Raw genomic sequence first — 13,479 nt, 5'->3', positions numbered from 1 at the left:
AACCACTGTTCACCCAGGCCAAGAAACCCCTTACGGACCTGAGACCTGCGTTCCGCACTGAACTTCGCTCCGAGGACTCAAAAGCTGTGCGGACTCAGTCGATGTGCGTGTTGTGACCCGGAGCGAGACAGAAATCTCCGTTCAGGAACACTCAGCGGCATTTCAAGCTATCCGCAGGGGAAGCCTGAACGAAACAATGGCCTACTGATCTTTGAGGTGGGTCTTGACGGAAGCGGGCTCCTGTCGTGTCATAAGGCATGGAGGTCCCCCCGAACCCTCGCACCCTGGACGAACTCCACGACCGTCGAATGCTCGCCGCTGCCCTGTTCGAGGCCGGTGAGCACTCCCAAGCCCAGATCGCCCGCATGCTCGGCGCCTCGCGCCAGGCCGTCCACCAGTGGCACAAGGCCTGGACCCAGGGCGGCACCAGCGCCCTGGCCCCCGGCCAGCAGGGAGCCGACACCCTGCTGGCCCCCGCGCAAGAGCGTGAGCTGGTGTCCCTGATCGCCCAGGGCCCCGGCGCCCACGGGTGGCAGGACCAGCAGTGGACCCTGGCCCGGATCAACCGTGTGATCGAGGAGCGCTTCGGCGTCTCCTACGCCGACCCCTCCGGGGTCTGGCGGATGCTGGACCGTCTCGGACTGTCCTGGCAGGTACCCGCCGTTCGGGCCGCCGAGCGAGACGAGGAGGACATCGCGGCTTGGCGCACCCAGGTGTGGCCGCGGGTCAAAAGAACAAGCGCACCGGTGCGGGGCGTGGATCGTCTTCGCTGATGAGACCGGTGCGAGCACCGATCCTCCGGTGCGGCGCACCTGGGGCAAGCGTGGCCAGACCCCGCTGATCGCGGTGTCCCGTAAGCGGCGTCAGAGGATGAACGCCAGCGGGTGGCTGTGCGTCGACCCCGCCCAGGGCCGGGTGCGCCTGGTGTACACCGCCCAACGCGACTCCATCACCCAGTACGACCTGCCCGACCTGATCTCCAGAGTCCACTCCCAGCTCGGAGCACCTGTGGTGCTGGTGTGGGACAACCACTCCTCGCACACCGCCCGGTGGGTGAGCCGGGAGCTGGCCGACCGTCCGTGGCTGAGCGTGGTCCGCCTGCCCAAGTACGCGCCCGAGTTGAACCCGGTCGAGACACTGTGGTCACACCTGAAGGCTCACCTGGCCAACCGGGCGTTTCGGAGTCTGGACGAGCTGGAGAAGGTGATGCGGTCTCATCTGCGCTCGGTCCAACGCCGACCGGGCTTGCTGCGCGGATTCATCCGATCGGTCGGGTTGGACCCCGACCCCATTCTGTCAAGCACCTAATCAAAGATCAGTAGCCAGAGGACAGGTGAGGGCGTGGGGAAAGAACACGGAGATGGAAAAGGGAGCCGCCCCACGTCTCCAGTTCGCCGGGGCTCGTGACCCGGAGCCCACCACCGCGCACGATCTGGCGCGGGAGCTGTGGTGTCTTTTTATCCTACCTGGATGGGATGCTGTTTCTGGGATTCGGGGGAATCCCAGTAAGGAGATCAACATGGCCAAGGGAGACATCCACACCACCCAGCAGGGAGACCGCTGGGTGAACAAGGTCGAAGGCAACGAGAGGGCTTCCAACAGCGCGAGCACCAAGGCCGAGGCTCAGGGGAAGGGCCGAGAGATGGCGATCGACCGCGGTGTGGAGCACTTCATCCACAAGCAGGATGGTCAGATCGGTGAGCGTAACACCTACCCTCGCAGCCGTGATCCGCGCCGCTCGCGTGGCTGAAACACCGCTGATCCCGCTGCTGCCGTAACAAGCCCCCGCAACCGATCGTTGCGGGGGCTTCCTTACACCTGGACAACCAATTCTCTCAGGGCGGGCCGGGGTTGAAAATGGCGTGGGTACCCACCCGACGCCAGATCACGTGCGGCTTTCCGGGGAAACGCTCCTCCCCGTACTCCCACGTGGCTCGCCCGTCAGGGGCCCAGGTCATCTCGTAGACCCCCGGGGCACCCTGGACACCCTTGACCCGCAGGCCGGGCCGGAACTCCCCCTTCTGCACGTCGGGCGCGAACTCGCCCGTGACCACGCGCCGAAAGCGCGCGACCTGCTCCCTGGTCAGCTTCTTGAAGTCCGCCTTGAAGCGGGGGGTGGTAGCGAACGTGGCCAACTACTCTTCAGCGCTCCTGTTCAAGAGCGTCGAACATCGACTCCGCGTCCTCGAACTCCTCGGTGCGACCAGTGGCGATCTGCTCGCTGGCCTCCCGCTCTCCCTGCTGCCACTCCCGATCCCAGAACCAGGCCTGATCGGCCGGGACCACAGTCATGCCGCGCAGCACGACCTGTCCGTCCTCACCGATCTCGAACTCGACCTCGTCACCTTCGCGGATGTGCAGCGCCTCTGTGACCTCCCGAGGCAGGGTGAGCTGGTTCTTACGACGCATCACCGCACGTCGACGTCTCCCTTTCGTGTCGTGCATCGGTCATCCTCCCGGCGGGGTAAGGCCTTTCTGATGGGGCGTGCTCCAGGGGCTTCCCATCCCCGGAGACACACTCGAGGATACATCTGAAAGTAAGAAAGTACGACTTTCTGACGCGAGTGTCTCAGGTCTAGTCTTGTTTGAGTCCTCGGGAGCCTGCCTCTGTGTCGATGGTTGAGCGCTTGATGCCGGATGAGTTGGGGGAGCTGTTTCAGCGAGTAGCGCACGGAGCGGCTCATCCGGCCTCAGGACAACGAGCGGCGCAGATACGGCGACCGTAAGGCGTTGGCCCCGATCATCTTCGTGGCCACCACCGGCTCTTCGGGCCTTCCGAACCCACTGCGGATCAACGTTTCACCGAGTGGGCGCTGGACCCGGTCGGGGCCAAGCCGCACCGCCAAGCCCTGGACGAACTCGGTGCCCACAGCGAACTGGACTGGTGATGGCGCGCCGCCAGCCTGGTCAACATGCACACCCTCAAAGAAGGACCTAACGAGTCCGAACTCTGTCGATCGAGGCAAGAAGAGGCCAAAGATCCACCTGATCACCGAACGGCCCGGAGCACTCTCGGCCATGGGGACTAAGGGGCGAACCTGCATGACAGTCAGGCCTTGCAACCCTTTGATACGCGGCACACCCCTCTCCGAAATCGGGGTCATCAGGTTCGCAGTAGGCATCTAAGTAAAGTTTTTCTGGCTCCCTCAATGGGCCAGGTCTGACCACATACTCTGCCCATAAACGATCCGAAAATCGGATCTGGGGCACGCCTCTTGAATCAGCTCCGGGGCCTCGCCCAACAGACCATGAACCTGGTGCAAGGGTCAGATCATGGTAGCTTCATCTGCTTGGTACAAACTAATCAGAGGGCTTGGACAGAGATCCTGGCACGCGCCTGGCACAAACCTTCCGGCACGAGGGATCACAGGGCAACACACCATGACACGGCGAACCTATACTGACCATATAAAATGGCATCACAGGGCACCTGAAAACATGATGCAACTGCTAATGCGGTTGGGGAGCAATCCCCTCCGGGGTTCAAATCCCCGATCCTCCGCGCTCTGACCTGGGGCTTCTCGCATCGCGAAAGTGAGAGAAGCCCCAGGTCTTCTCATGTTCAGGTGTCCACTGGCACAGGATCCGTGTCAGGTACGCACGCCAGTCACCCACGACCCCCAACCCTGGCCACTGAGCTGCGGGAACGAGCCCTCGGGCGACCTGGACCTGAGAGTGCCGCAGAAGGCATGCGGCGCAACCCAGCGCGCCAGCACCCCCCAGCAGGCCAGCTCCAGGCAGCTTTGTACCAAGCGAGAGTGGCCGGCGTCACATAAAATGGGCTCGTCTTGTCACTGGGCGTAGCGGTCAGCAGACCTTCGGAACATCGAGACACACAGCGGGGAGCAGCCCTCGTCTTCATCGAGGCGGCCCGCCAGCCCTTGGGGGGTGTTCTCGGGTGCGATTCCGCCTGGATGCCAGGCTCGGCAAGCCCTGGAGCTGGGGCAACGCCCTTCCGCGCTCGGGGTGGACGCCAGTGGGGAGAACCGACGCTGCGCGGCGGCAAAGGGCATGACTACGAGCACCTGCACCAGTGCCGCACAGGCGTGGATCGCTGACCGCTTGGACCGCCAGGACGTGTCGTTGAAACGGTCGGGCCGGCGCTGAGCAGAGCGAGCGCATCAGAGTTGGTTGGTTGGATGCCTCGCCTGCGCATTGATTTGTCGCCCCGGACTCAGCAGGGAAAAGAGCCCTCAGAGCTCATCTCAAAAGTCCTGCGAGGTGCTGCTGAGCCTGGCATGATCACACCCTGTGAGTGATGTGTTGCCTGACGGGCTCTGGGAAATCGTCCAGCCGCTGCTGCCCTCACCACCCAAGACCGGCCGCCCCCGCGCGGACCAGAGAGCGGTGCTGACCACCGTGTTGTTCGTCCAGGCCTCGGGGTGCTCATGGGAGAAGGCCGACGGCCTGTTCGGCGTCACCCGAGCCACCGCCCACCGCTGGTTCCAGACCTGGACCGAGACCGGCCTGTGGCCCCGCATCCACCAAGCAGTCCTGGACGAGCTGGGCAGACGCGCCCTGCTGGACTGGTCGCGGGCCACGGTCGACTCCCAGTCGATTCGCGCCAAGAGAGGGGGAGAAGACGGGGCCAAATCCCACTGATCGCGGCAAACCCGGCTCCAAACTCCACCTGGTGTGTGACAACCAGGGTCTCCCGTTAACCTGCGCGATCTCCGCGGCAAACGTCAACGACGGCGAAGCGCTCAAACCCCTGGTGCGAGGAATCCCGGCGGTGCGCTCACGCCGCGGCCCCCGACGGCGGCGTCCGGCCAAGCTTCACGGCGACAAGGCCTACCACTCCCGTGACCGGCGCCGCTGGCTGCGCGGACGTCAGATCGGGGTGCGCATCGCCCGGCCCGGCATCGAGTCCTCTCAACGGTTGGAGCGGCACCGGTACAAGGTCGAACGCTCCATCGCCTGGCTGGGCTCCTACCGCAGGCTGAACGTGCGCTGGGAGCGCAAGGCATCCACCTTCCTGGCCATGCTCGGTATCGCTTGCATCCTCATCTGCTACAAACATCTGGCCAAGCACACCGACGACTTTTGAGATGAGCCCTCAGCCCACGATCGGACGCTCCTCGGGGAGTTCGTAGGCCCGGCTGCGCCGCCGCATGGCCAGCGCCGACGCCAGGGTGATCGGGCCGATGCGCCCGACGAACATCAGGAACACCAGGACCAGCTGTCCGGACACCGGCAGGTCACCGGTGATACCGGTGGACAGCCCGACGGTGGCGAAGGCCGAGGTGGTCTCGAAGAGGACCTGGTCCAGGGTGAACGGCGTGACCGTCATCAGGACCAGCGTCGCGGACAGCACCAGCCCCAGCGACAGCAGCACGACGGTGGTGGCCTGGGACACCGTGGCCTGGCTCAACCGCCGACCGGCCGCATGCACCGTGGGCTCCCCGCGCACGTTGGCGTAGGCCACCAGCAGCAGGATCGCGAAGGTGGTCACCTTGATGCCGCCCGCGGTGCCCGCGCTGCCGCCGCCGATGAACATCAGGATGTCCGTGGCCAGGAGCGTCTGGGTGTTCATCGCCCCGAAGTCCAGGCTGTTGAAACCGGCGGTGCGGGGCATCACGGCCTGGAAGAAACCGGTCAGCAGTCTCTCCCGCACGTTCAGGGCGCCCATGGTGGCCGGGTTGTTCCACTCCAGAGCCAGGAAGGTCACCAGGCCGATCAGCAGCAGGCCCGCGGACATCCCCATCGTGATCCTGGCGTGCACCGACCAGTGCCGCGGTTCTCCCCTGCGTCTGGAGAACCGCCACAGCTCCACCCACATCGGAAAGCCGAGTCCGCCGGCGATGACGGCCAGGGCGATGGGCACCGTGATCCACGGGTCCGTCGCGTACCCCGTCATGCTGTCGGAGTAGAGGGAGAACCCGGCGTTGTTGAACGCCGACACCGAGTGGAAGGTCCCCGTGTACAGGGCGTCCGGGAGGGACAGGCCGTAGGCGAGCCACCAGCGCAGTGTCAGCAGGACCAGCAGTACGCCCTCGAACAGCAGGGTCACGTAGAGCACCCCGGTGACCAGTTGGCGCACTTCCCCCAGGGAGACCCCCTTTGCCTCGGAGCCGGTGTAGACGGCCATCCGTAGGCCCAGGCTGCGCCCCACCACCAGCGCCAGCACGGTGGCCAGGGCCATCACGCCGAAGCCGCCGACCTGGATCAGCAGGAGGATCACCGCCTCGCCCAGCGGGGACCAGTACGCGGAGGTGTCCTCCACCACCAGCCCTGTCACGCTCGCCGCCGAGGCCGCGGTGAACAGGGCGGTGAGCGGGGGCGCGGACCCACCGCTCTCGGTGGCCTGCGGAAGGGACAGGAGCCCGGTGCCCGCCAGCACCAGGGCGGCGAAGGCCGCCACGGTGAACTGGGGAGGGCTCGCCCAGAACCACCTCCCCCGCCGGTGCCACCGGCGGACCCGGCCCGGCCGGAGGCGCCGTCCGGGGATCACGTGTCCCGCTCCCCCGTACTGAACCTGTATCCCAGCCCCGGCTCGGTGAGGAAGTACCTCGGTCGGGGCGGGTCCGGCTCCAGCTTCTGCCGGATCTTGGTCATGAAGACCCGCAGGTAGTTGGTCTCCCGGCCGTAACCGGGCCCCCAGACCTCCTGGAGCAGCTGCCGGTGGGTGATGAGCCGGCCGCGGTTGCGCACCAGCACCTCCACGATGTGCCACTGCCGGGGGGTCAGCTGCACCGCCTCCCCGCCCCTGGTGATCTGCTGGGCGGCCAGGTCCACGGTGAAGTCCGCGGTCACCACCGAGACCTTCTCCTCCGTGGGCGCGGTCCTGCGCATCGACGCCCGGACCCGGGCGAACAGTTCGTCCATGCCGAACGGTTTGACCACGTAGTCGTCGGCGCCCAGGTCCAGGGCCTGGACCTTCATCGGTTCGGTGTCTCGGCCGGACAGCACGACGACGGGTACCCCCGTCCAGCCGCGCAGCCCCCGGATCACGTCCAGACCGCTCATCCCCGGCAGCCCCAGGTCCAGCAGGACCAGGTCGGGGCGGTGGTGGGCCACGAGTTTGAGTGCGCGCTCCCCGGTGTCGGAGAGCAGGGCGGTGTAGCCCCTCGCCCGCAGGTTGAGGTCGAGCGTCCTGAGCAGTCGGGGGTCGTCGTCGACGACCAGGACCGCCGGTGCGGCGGTGTTCCGCTCGTTCATACGGATCCGTTCTGTGCCGAGTCAGCGCGTTCTTCCCTATGACGCCTGAACTGGTTTTTCGCCGCTTCCGTCCGGCAACACGATGGTAGGAGGGCGTGCCCTGAGCGGAGCCCGGGGCACACCCGTGAGGCGCCCTTCCGGCCCGGGGCGCCTCGTCCGACTGTGCGGCAGCGCGGACGGCGGGTGGTGTCTCGGTAGCGTTCCCTTAACGGCCAGCCGAGGGGATTTAGCGGACAATTAGCACCAAAGAACTCAAAAGCACACGGTGACCGGTGAGGATGGTTCCCGAGGAGGGGCTGCTGTGACACGTGGGAGCTTGCGGGTCTACCTGGGAGCGGCACCCGGGGTGGGCAAGACCTACCGGATGCTGGACGAGGCCCACCGGCGCCGTGACCGGGGCGCGGACGTGGTCGTGGGGTTCGTCGAGTGCCACGGACGGGTGATGACCGAGGCGATGATCGACGACCTGGAGGTGGTCCCGCGCACCCGGACCACCCACCGGGGCCGCGCCTTCGAGGAAATGGACCTGGACGCGGTCCTGGAGCGCCGGCCCCGGGTGGTCCTGGTGGACGAGCTCGCGCACGACAACGCCCCCGGCAGCCGCAACGCCAAGCGCTGGCAGGACATCGAGGAGCTGCTGGACGCGGGCATCACCGTGCTGTCCACGCTCAACATCCAGCACCTGGAGTCCCTCAACGACGTCGTGGAACGCGTCACCGGGGTCCGTCAGGAGGAGACCGTTCCCGACGCCTGGGTGCGTGCCGCCGAGCAGATCGAACTCGTCGACATGACCCCCGAGGCCCTGCGCAAACGGCTCGCGCACGGCAACGTCTACCGTCCGGAGAGGATCGACGCCTCCCTGGGCGACTACTTCCGCGGCGGCAACCTGTCCGCCCTGCGGGAACTGGCCCTGCTCTGGCTGGCGGGCCGGGTGGAGGACGAACTCGCGAGCTACCGCAGCGACCACGGCGTGACCGACACCTGGGAGACCCGGGAGCGGGTCGTGGTCGCGCTCACCGGCGGCGCCGAGGGCGAGACGCTCCTGCGCCGCGCCGCCCGTATCGCCCGGCGCGGCCGGGGCGCGGACCTGCTGGCCGTGCACGTGGCCCGCAGCGACGGGCTGACCGGCGCCGACCCCGGTCTGCTGGCCCGGCAGCGCGTCCTGGTGGAGCACCTCGGCGGCACCTACCACCAGGTTCTGGGCGAGGACGTGGCCCATGCGCTGATCGCCTTCGCACGAGGTGTCAACGCCACCCAACTGGTGCTCGGGGCCGGTCGACGGGGGCGGATGGCCCGGCTGCTCTCCCCCGGAATCGGAGCCGCCACCGCTGCCCTGTCCGGGCCGATCGACGTCCACCTGGTCTCCCACGAACAGGCGGGGGCGCGAACCCCCTCGGGTCCGGGGGCCACCCTCTCCCGGCGCCGCAGGCTGGTCGCCTGCGGGCTGGCGCTGCTGGGCCTGCTCCTGGTGGGGCTCGGGCTGGGCGCTCCGGCGGAGGAGGCCTACCTGAGCAGCGCGATCGTGCTGGTGTTCGCCACGGTGACGGTGGTCGCCCTGGTCGGGGGGATGTGGCCCGCGCTGCTCACCTCGGTCAGCGGCTTCGCGGTGCTCAACTTCTTCTACACCGAGCCCTACCTCACCTTCACCGTCGCCCGGGTCCAGAGCGTTCTGGCGCTGGCGGGCTTCGTGGTGGTGGCGGTGTCGGTGAGCGTGGTGGTGGACCAGGCGGCGCGCCGCACCCGGGAGGCGGCGCAGGCGGGGGCGGAGGCCCAGACCCTGGCCACCGTCGCCGGCAACGTCCTGCGGGGCTCACGCCCGCTGGAGGCCCTGATGGAACGCCTGAGGGAGACCTTCTCCCTGGCCTCAGTGGCTCTCCTGCAGCGCAGACCCGGTTTCTCCGCGCGGCCCGACCAACGACGGGACCACCAGGGGTGGGAGGTGGTCGCCGCCGCCGGCGAGGGCCCTCCCCGCTCCCCGACGGACCGGGACACCGAGGTGCCGGTGGACGAGACCCTCACCCTGGTGCTGCGCGGGCGGCGGCCCCGGGCCGGGGACCGCCGGATCATCGAGGTGTTCGCCGCCCAGGCAGCGGTCGCCCTGCGCCAGGAACGGTTGGAGCGGGAGGCGGCTTCGGCCCGCCCGCTGGCGGAGGCCGACCGGATGCGGACCGCGCTGCTCTCGGCGGTCAGCCACGACCTGCGGGCTCCGCTGGCCTCGGCCAAGGCCTCGGTGACCAGTCTGCGCAGCCGCGAGGTGCACTTCAGCGACCAGGACCGGGACGGGTTGCTGGCCATGGCGGACGAGTCCCTGGACCAACTGACCCGGCTGGTGACCGACCTGCTGGACATGAGCCGCCTCCAGGCCGGGGTACTGGGGGTGACGGCGCGTCCGCTGCAGTTGCGCGAGTCGGTGTTCTCCGCGCTGGACCAACTGGACGGGTCGGGGGCCGACCGGGTGCGGGTGCTGGTCCCCGAGGAGCTTCCGGACGCGGTGGCCGACCCCGGGCTGCTCGACCGGGTCCTGGTCAACGTCGTGGGCAACGCCCTGCGGTTCAGCCCCGGGGACCGGCCGCCTACGGTCTCCGCCTCCTGGGCCGGTGACCGGATCGAGCTGCTGGTGGCCGACCACGGGCCGGGGGTGGCGGAGGAGGACCGGGAGAGCATGTTCGTGCCGTTCCAGCGGTTGGGGGACACCGACAACCACAGCGGTCTCGGGCTGGGCCTGGCCCTCTCGCAGGGGCTGGCCGAGGCCATGGGCGGTTCGCTGGAGGCCGAAGCGACACCCGGTGGCGGGCTGACGATGCGGTTGACCCTGCGGGTGCCGGAGTCCGAGCGGGGACCGGACGGGCTCGAAGGCCGGGACTGACCCATCCGCCGGGGCCCGGGCCGGCACCGGACCGGGCCCCACCGGGGCCCCCGTCCGGGACGGATCGGGGCCCGGACGGGGGCCGCAGGAGCGGCTGCCTCGGCGCGGTCAGGGCACGTCGGCGGGGGTGAGCAGGGTCAGCTCCTCGCGCGTGGGTTCGGCGAGGGCGACGGTACGGCCCGCCTGGCGGGTGATCATGCGCTCCAGGACCTGGCGCGCGTAGCGGGCGTTGCCGAAGGAGTCGGTGCGCGGCACCGAGGCGAAGTGCTCCCCCAGCGCGGAGGCGGTCTCCTCCGGGACGGTGAACCCGCTGTCAGCGGCCATCCGGCCCACGATGGAGACCAGTTCCCCGTCGGAGTAGTCGGCGAACCGCACGTGGTGGGAGAAGCGCGAGGCGAGCCCCGGGTTGGAGTCGAGGAAGCGCCGCATCTCCGCGTCGTAGCCGGCCACGATCACGACCACCTCGTCCCGGTGGTCCTCCATCAGCTTGACCAGGGTGTCCACGGCCTCCTGACCGAAATCGCCGTTGGCTCCGGAGGGGGTGAGGGTGTAGGCCTCGTCGATGAACAGCACCCCGCCGCGCGCCTTCTCGAAGGTCTCCAGGGTGAGCTGGGCGGTGTGGCCGATATAGCGTCCGACCAGGTCGGAGCGGGCCGCCTCCACCGTGTGGCCGCCGGGGAGCGCGCCCAGGGCGCGCAGCAGCCGGCCGTAGAGCCGGGCGACGGTGGTCTTGCCGGTGCCGGGCGGACCGGAGAAGACCAGGTGGTGGCTGAGGCTGGGCGTCGGCATGCCCATCCCGCGCCGGCGCTCGGCGGAGACCAGCACGTTGACCAGGTCGTTGACGGTGGACTTGACTTCGGCCAGGCCGGTCAGGGCGTCGAGTTCGGCGCGGAGTCCGGCGACGTCGGCCCCGCCGGGGCCGGACGACTGCTCGGGGCGGGCTCCCAGGTCCTCGGGGGTGAGCACGGTGAGCTCGGCGGGGTCGGCGGGCGGGTCCTCGCCGAGCCGGTGCGCCTGGCGGTCCACCATCTGCTCGAAGACCCTGCGGGCCTCGCGGCCGTTCCCGAACGTCGGCCCCTTGGGCAGCGCCTCGAAGTGCTGCGACAGCAGCGGCCGCAGGTCCGGGGAGAGGCTGTAGCTGTGGGCGGCGCCGAGGCGCTCGACGATGAGCACCAGCTCCTCGGTGCCGTAGTTGGGGAAGGTGACGGTCCGCGAGAAACGCGAGGCCAGACCGGGGTTCGAGGACAGGAAGCCGTCCATCTCGGCCGCGTAGCCGGCGACGATCACGACCACCTCGTCCCGGTGGTCCTCCATCAGCTTGACCAGGGTGTCGATGGCCTCCTGGCCGAAACCGCCGCCGTCGTCGGCCGAGAGCGTGTAGGCCTCGTCAACGAACAGCACGCCGCCGCGCGCCTTCTCGAACACCTCGGTGGTCTTGATGGCGGTGGCTCCGACGTACTGGCCGACCAGGTCCGCCCGAGCGGCCTCGACGACGTGCCCGTAGCGCAGCACGTCCAGGTCGGCCAGGACACGCCCGTAGAGGCGGGCCACGGTCGTCTTGCCGGTGCCCGGCGGGCCCGCGAAGACCAGGTGCCGGGCCACCGGCGGCGAGGGCAGGCCCATCTCGGCGCGGTGGCGGGCCATCCTGTTCCGGTTGACGAGGGTGGTGACCTCGTCCTTGACGCTGTCGAGGCCGATGAGGGCCTGGAGCTCGGCCAGCGGCCCCCGCTCCTCGTCGTCCTCGGGGTCGTCCCCGGCGGCCGTCCCCGTCGCGGTGTCGGCGATGTCGGCAGGGACGGCGTCGGGCCCGTACCGGTCCTGGGCCTGGTTGTCCTCGCTGACCAGGGAGTCCGCCCTGAGGCGGCCTCCGGCGACGGTCTGGCGCAGTCCCGCCCTGCCGTTGGCGCGCACGGTACAGCCGTCGAGGACGACGTCCTCGCCGCTGCCGACGAGGACCCCGTCGCCGCCGTTGCCGACCAGTTCGCAGGAGCGCAGCACGGCGCGGCCGCCGGCGGCCACCAGGACCCCGTTGCGGGTGTTCTCGTGCGAACGCACCCGCAGCGCGGTGATCTCGCCCTCGGCGTGCACGGCCACGCCGTCGCCGCCGCACCCGGAGGCCTCGCCGTCGCGCAGGTCGAGCACCGCGCCGCCGACGGCGGCGACACCGTTCTCCCGGGCGCCGATGACCCGCACCCCGCTCAGGGAGGCCCGGGCTCCGGCCGCGGCGTACACCCCGGTCCGGCGGACACGGGCGATCTCGAAGTCCTCCACCCGTCCGCCGCCGCCGTCCCAGCGCACACCGTGGCTCCGCGCCCCGGTCACCGTGCCGTTGCGGAGGAAGGGCGCCGCACCGGAGAGGATCTCCACCCCGGGCCCGGCGGTGCGCCCCACGGTGACGCGGTCGAACTCGGCGGTGGAGTCCTCGGTGACGCGGATCCCGGCGGCCTCCGTGCCGTGCACGGTCAGACCGCTGAACGCGGTGGAGGAACGGCCCGTGACACCGACCCCCTCCGCACCGGCGTCGCGGACCTCACAGTCGCGGACGTGGCCGCGGGCCTTGTCCTCGGCGACGATGCCGGCGGCGCCGCTGCCGGTGATCCGGACCCGGTCCAGGCGCGGGTCGGTGCCGGCGCGCAGAACCAGGCCGCGGCCGGCGGGCTGCTCGACGACGAGGTCGGTGACGACCACGGACGAACGGGTGGAGAGCACGACCCCGTCGTCGGCGACCGCGCGCACCCGCAGTCCGCGCAGGCCCGTGGCCGCGTGTTCCTCGATCACCACGGCGGCCTTGGCGGTGCCCGAGACGGTGCAGTCGCTGATGTGGCCGGCGCCGCCGCCCGCGGCGTAGAGGCCGTTGGCGCCGGCGTCCCGGATGGTGCACCGGCGTACCTCCGGGGCGCCCCTGTCGTTGATCACGACACCGCTGGTGCCGACGTCCTCGATGAGGCAGTCCTCGATGACGCTGGGCTGGGCGGAGGTGACGACGATGCCCGCTCCGACGGTGCAGCGGACGGTGCAGCCCCGGAGGGCCAGGGCCCCCTCCCCCCGGGCGAGCACCGCCGCCCACGCGGCCCCCTCGACCTCGCAATCGGCCAGTTCGACCTGCCCGGCGGCGGCGTCGACCACCGGGGCCTCCGGGTCGCGTCCGCGCAGGACGAGGCCGGTGAGTTTGACCGCCTCGGCCACCGAGGTGACGGCGGAACCCGAGGAGCACAGGACCTCGACGGTCCCGGGCCCCTCGGCCGCCATCAGGGTGACCACGCGGGTGAGCACGAGCCGCTCGTCGTAGCGGCCCGGTGCAAGGGACAGTACGGCGCCGTCACCGGCGGCGGCGAGGGCTTCGCCGATGGTGCGGAACTCGGCTCCGCCGGAGGGGTCGACCGCGCGCACGTGACGGTTCATCGCCTGTCGTCTTCCTTTCTGTGCCCGCGGACCGGTGGGTCCGCGGGCTCGTC

The 13,479-nt window shown here is 69.6% G+C and carries 10 protein-coding genes and 1 pseudogene; 6 read left to right on the top strand and 5 right to left on the bottom strand.

The window, feature by feature from the left end; genetic code table 11:
- Positions 1-257: 257 nt before the first annotated feature.
- From ACUKCB_RS22430 to ACUKCB_RS22420, 3 genes are all read left to right on the top strand, one after another.
- A complete protein-coding gene (locus tag ACUKCB_RS22430; protein WP_473036174.1) occupies positions 258-773 on the top strand; it encodes a winged helix-turn-helix domain-containing protein in 516 nt (171 codons plus the stop codon).
- Between the two features lie 28 nt (positions 774-801).
- The gene (locus tag ACUKCB_RS22425) at positions 802-1,308 is read left to right on the top strand and encodes a transposase (RefSeq protein WP_473036173.1); all 507 of its coding nucleotides are present in this window, start codon (positions 802-804) and stop codon (positions 1,306-1,308) included.
- A 211-nt stretch (positions 1,309-1,519) separates the two neighbouring features.
- Positions 1,520-1,750, top strand: a complete 231-nt coding sequence (locus ACUKCB_RS22420; protein ID WP_473037566.1) for a DUF2188 domain-containing protein — start codon at positions 1,520-1,522, stop codon at positions 1,748-1,750.
- A gap of 85 nt (positions 1,751-1,835) precedes the next feature.
- Here the strand turns inward: ACUKCB_RS22420 and ACUKCB_RS22415 are convergent, their stop codons facing one another.
- Together ACUKCB_RS22415 and ACUKCB_RS22410 are read right to left on the bottom strand one after the other, a co-directional pair.
- Entirely contained in the window at positions 1,836-2,135 is a 300-nt protein-coding gene (locus ACUKCB_RS22415; protein WP_246420464.1) for a hypothetical protein, read from the bottom strand.
- Positions 2,136-2,142: 7 nt separating this feature from the next.
- Positions 2,143-2,409 (bottom strand): AbrB/MazE/SpoVT family DNA-binding domain-containing protein, encoded by a 267-nt coding sequence (locus ACUKCB_RS22410; protein ID WP_184372540.1) that lies wholly within the window; start codon positions 2,407-2,409, stop codon positions 2,143-2,145.
- 1,842 nt (positions 2,410-4,251) lie between these two features.
- Between ACUKCB_RS22410 and ACUKCB_RS22405 the strand changes: the two genes are divergently transcribed.
- Together ACUKCB_RS22405 and ACUKCB_RS22400 are read left to right on the top strand one after the other, a co-directional pair.
- On the top strand, positions 4,252-4,602 hold the full coding sequence (locus tag ACUKCB_RS22405) for a transposase (protein ID WP_473037565.1): 351 nt from the start codon (positions 4,252-4,254) through the stop codon (positions 4,600-4,602).
- Positions 4,568-5,047: pseudogene (locus ACUKCB_RS22400) on the top strand (IS5 family transposase); the annotation flags it as partial. The gene ACUKCB_RS22405 and the pseudogene ACUKCB_RS22400, both read left to right, overlap by 35 nt.
- A 9-nt stretch (positions 5,048-5,056) precedes the next feature.
- On the opposite strand, the gene ACUKCB_RS22395 reads toward ACUKCB_RS22400, so the two are convergent.
- Together ACUKCB_RS22395 and ACUKCB_RS22390 are read right to left on the bottom strand one after the other, a co-directional pair.
- Positions 5,057-6,361, bottom strand: a complete 1,305-nt coding sequence (locus ACUKCB_RS22395; RefSeq protein WP_473041104.1) for a TrkH family potassium uptake protein — start codon at positions 6,359-6,361, stop codon at positions 5,057-5,059.
- 86 nt (positions 6,362-6,447) lie between these two features.
- A complete protein-coding gene (locus ACUKCB_RS22390) occupies positions 6,448-7,158 on the bottom strand; it encodes a response regulator (protein ID WP_473037564.1) in 711 nt (236 codons plus the stop codon).
- Between the two features lie 301 nt (positions 7,159-7,459).
- On the opposite strand from ACUKCB_RS22390, the gene ACUKCB_RS22385 reads away from it, so the two are divergent.
- Entirely contained in the window at positions 7,460-10,024 is a 2,565-nt protein-coding gene (locus ACUKCB_RS22385; RefSeq protein ID WP_473037563.1) for a sensor histidine kinase, read from the top strand.
- 108 nt (positions 10,025-10,132) lie between these two features.
- On the opposite strand, the gene ACUKCB_RS22380 is transcribed toward ACUKCB_RS22385, so the two are convergent.
- Entirely contained in the window at positions 10,133-13,426 is a 3,294-nt protein-coding gene (locus tag ACUKCB_RS22380; protein ID WP_473037562.1) for a right-handed parallel beta-helix repeat-containing protein, read from the bottom strand.
- Positions 13,427-13,479: the final 53 nt, after the last annotated feature.

This window comes from Nocardiopsis moroccensis (genome assembly GCF_055763695.1).
This window is presented reverse-complemented; position numbering and strand designations above follow the sequence as displayed.

What these genes read in the sequence shown, in the direction of transcription:
- ACUKCB_RS22430 (WP_473036174.1), top strand. Translation starts at nt 258, where the DNA reads ATGGAGGTCCCCCCGAACCCTCGCACCCTGGACGAACTCCACGACCGT.
- ACUKCB_RS22420 (WP_473037566.1), top strand. Translation starts at nt 1,520, where the DNA reads ATGGCCAAGGGAGACATCCACACCACCCAGCAGGGAGACCGCTGGGTG.
- ACUKCB_RS22410 (WP_184372540.1), bottom strand. Translation starts at nt 2,409, where the DNA reads ATGCGTCGTAAGAACCAGCTCACCCTGCCTCGGGAGGTCACAGAGGCG.
- ACUKCB_RS22390 (WP_473037564.1), bottom strand. Translation starts at nt 7,158, where the DNA reads ATGAACGAGCGGAACACCGCCGCACCGGCGGTCCTGGTCGTCGACGAC.
- ACUKCB_RS22380 (WP_473037562.1), bottom strand. Translation starts at nt 13,426, where the DNA reads ATGAACCGTCACGTGCGCGCGGTCGACCCCTCCGGCGGAGCCGAGTTC.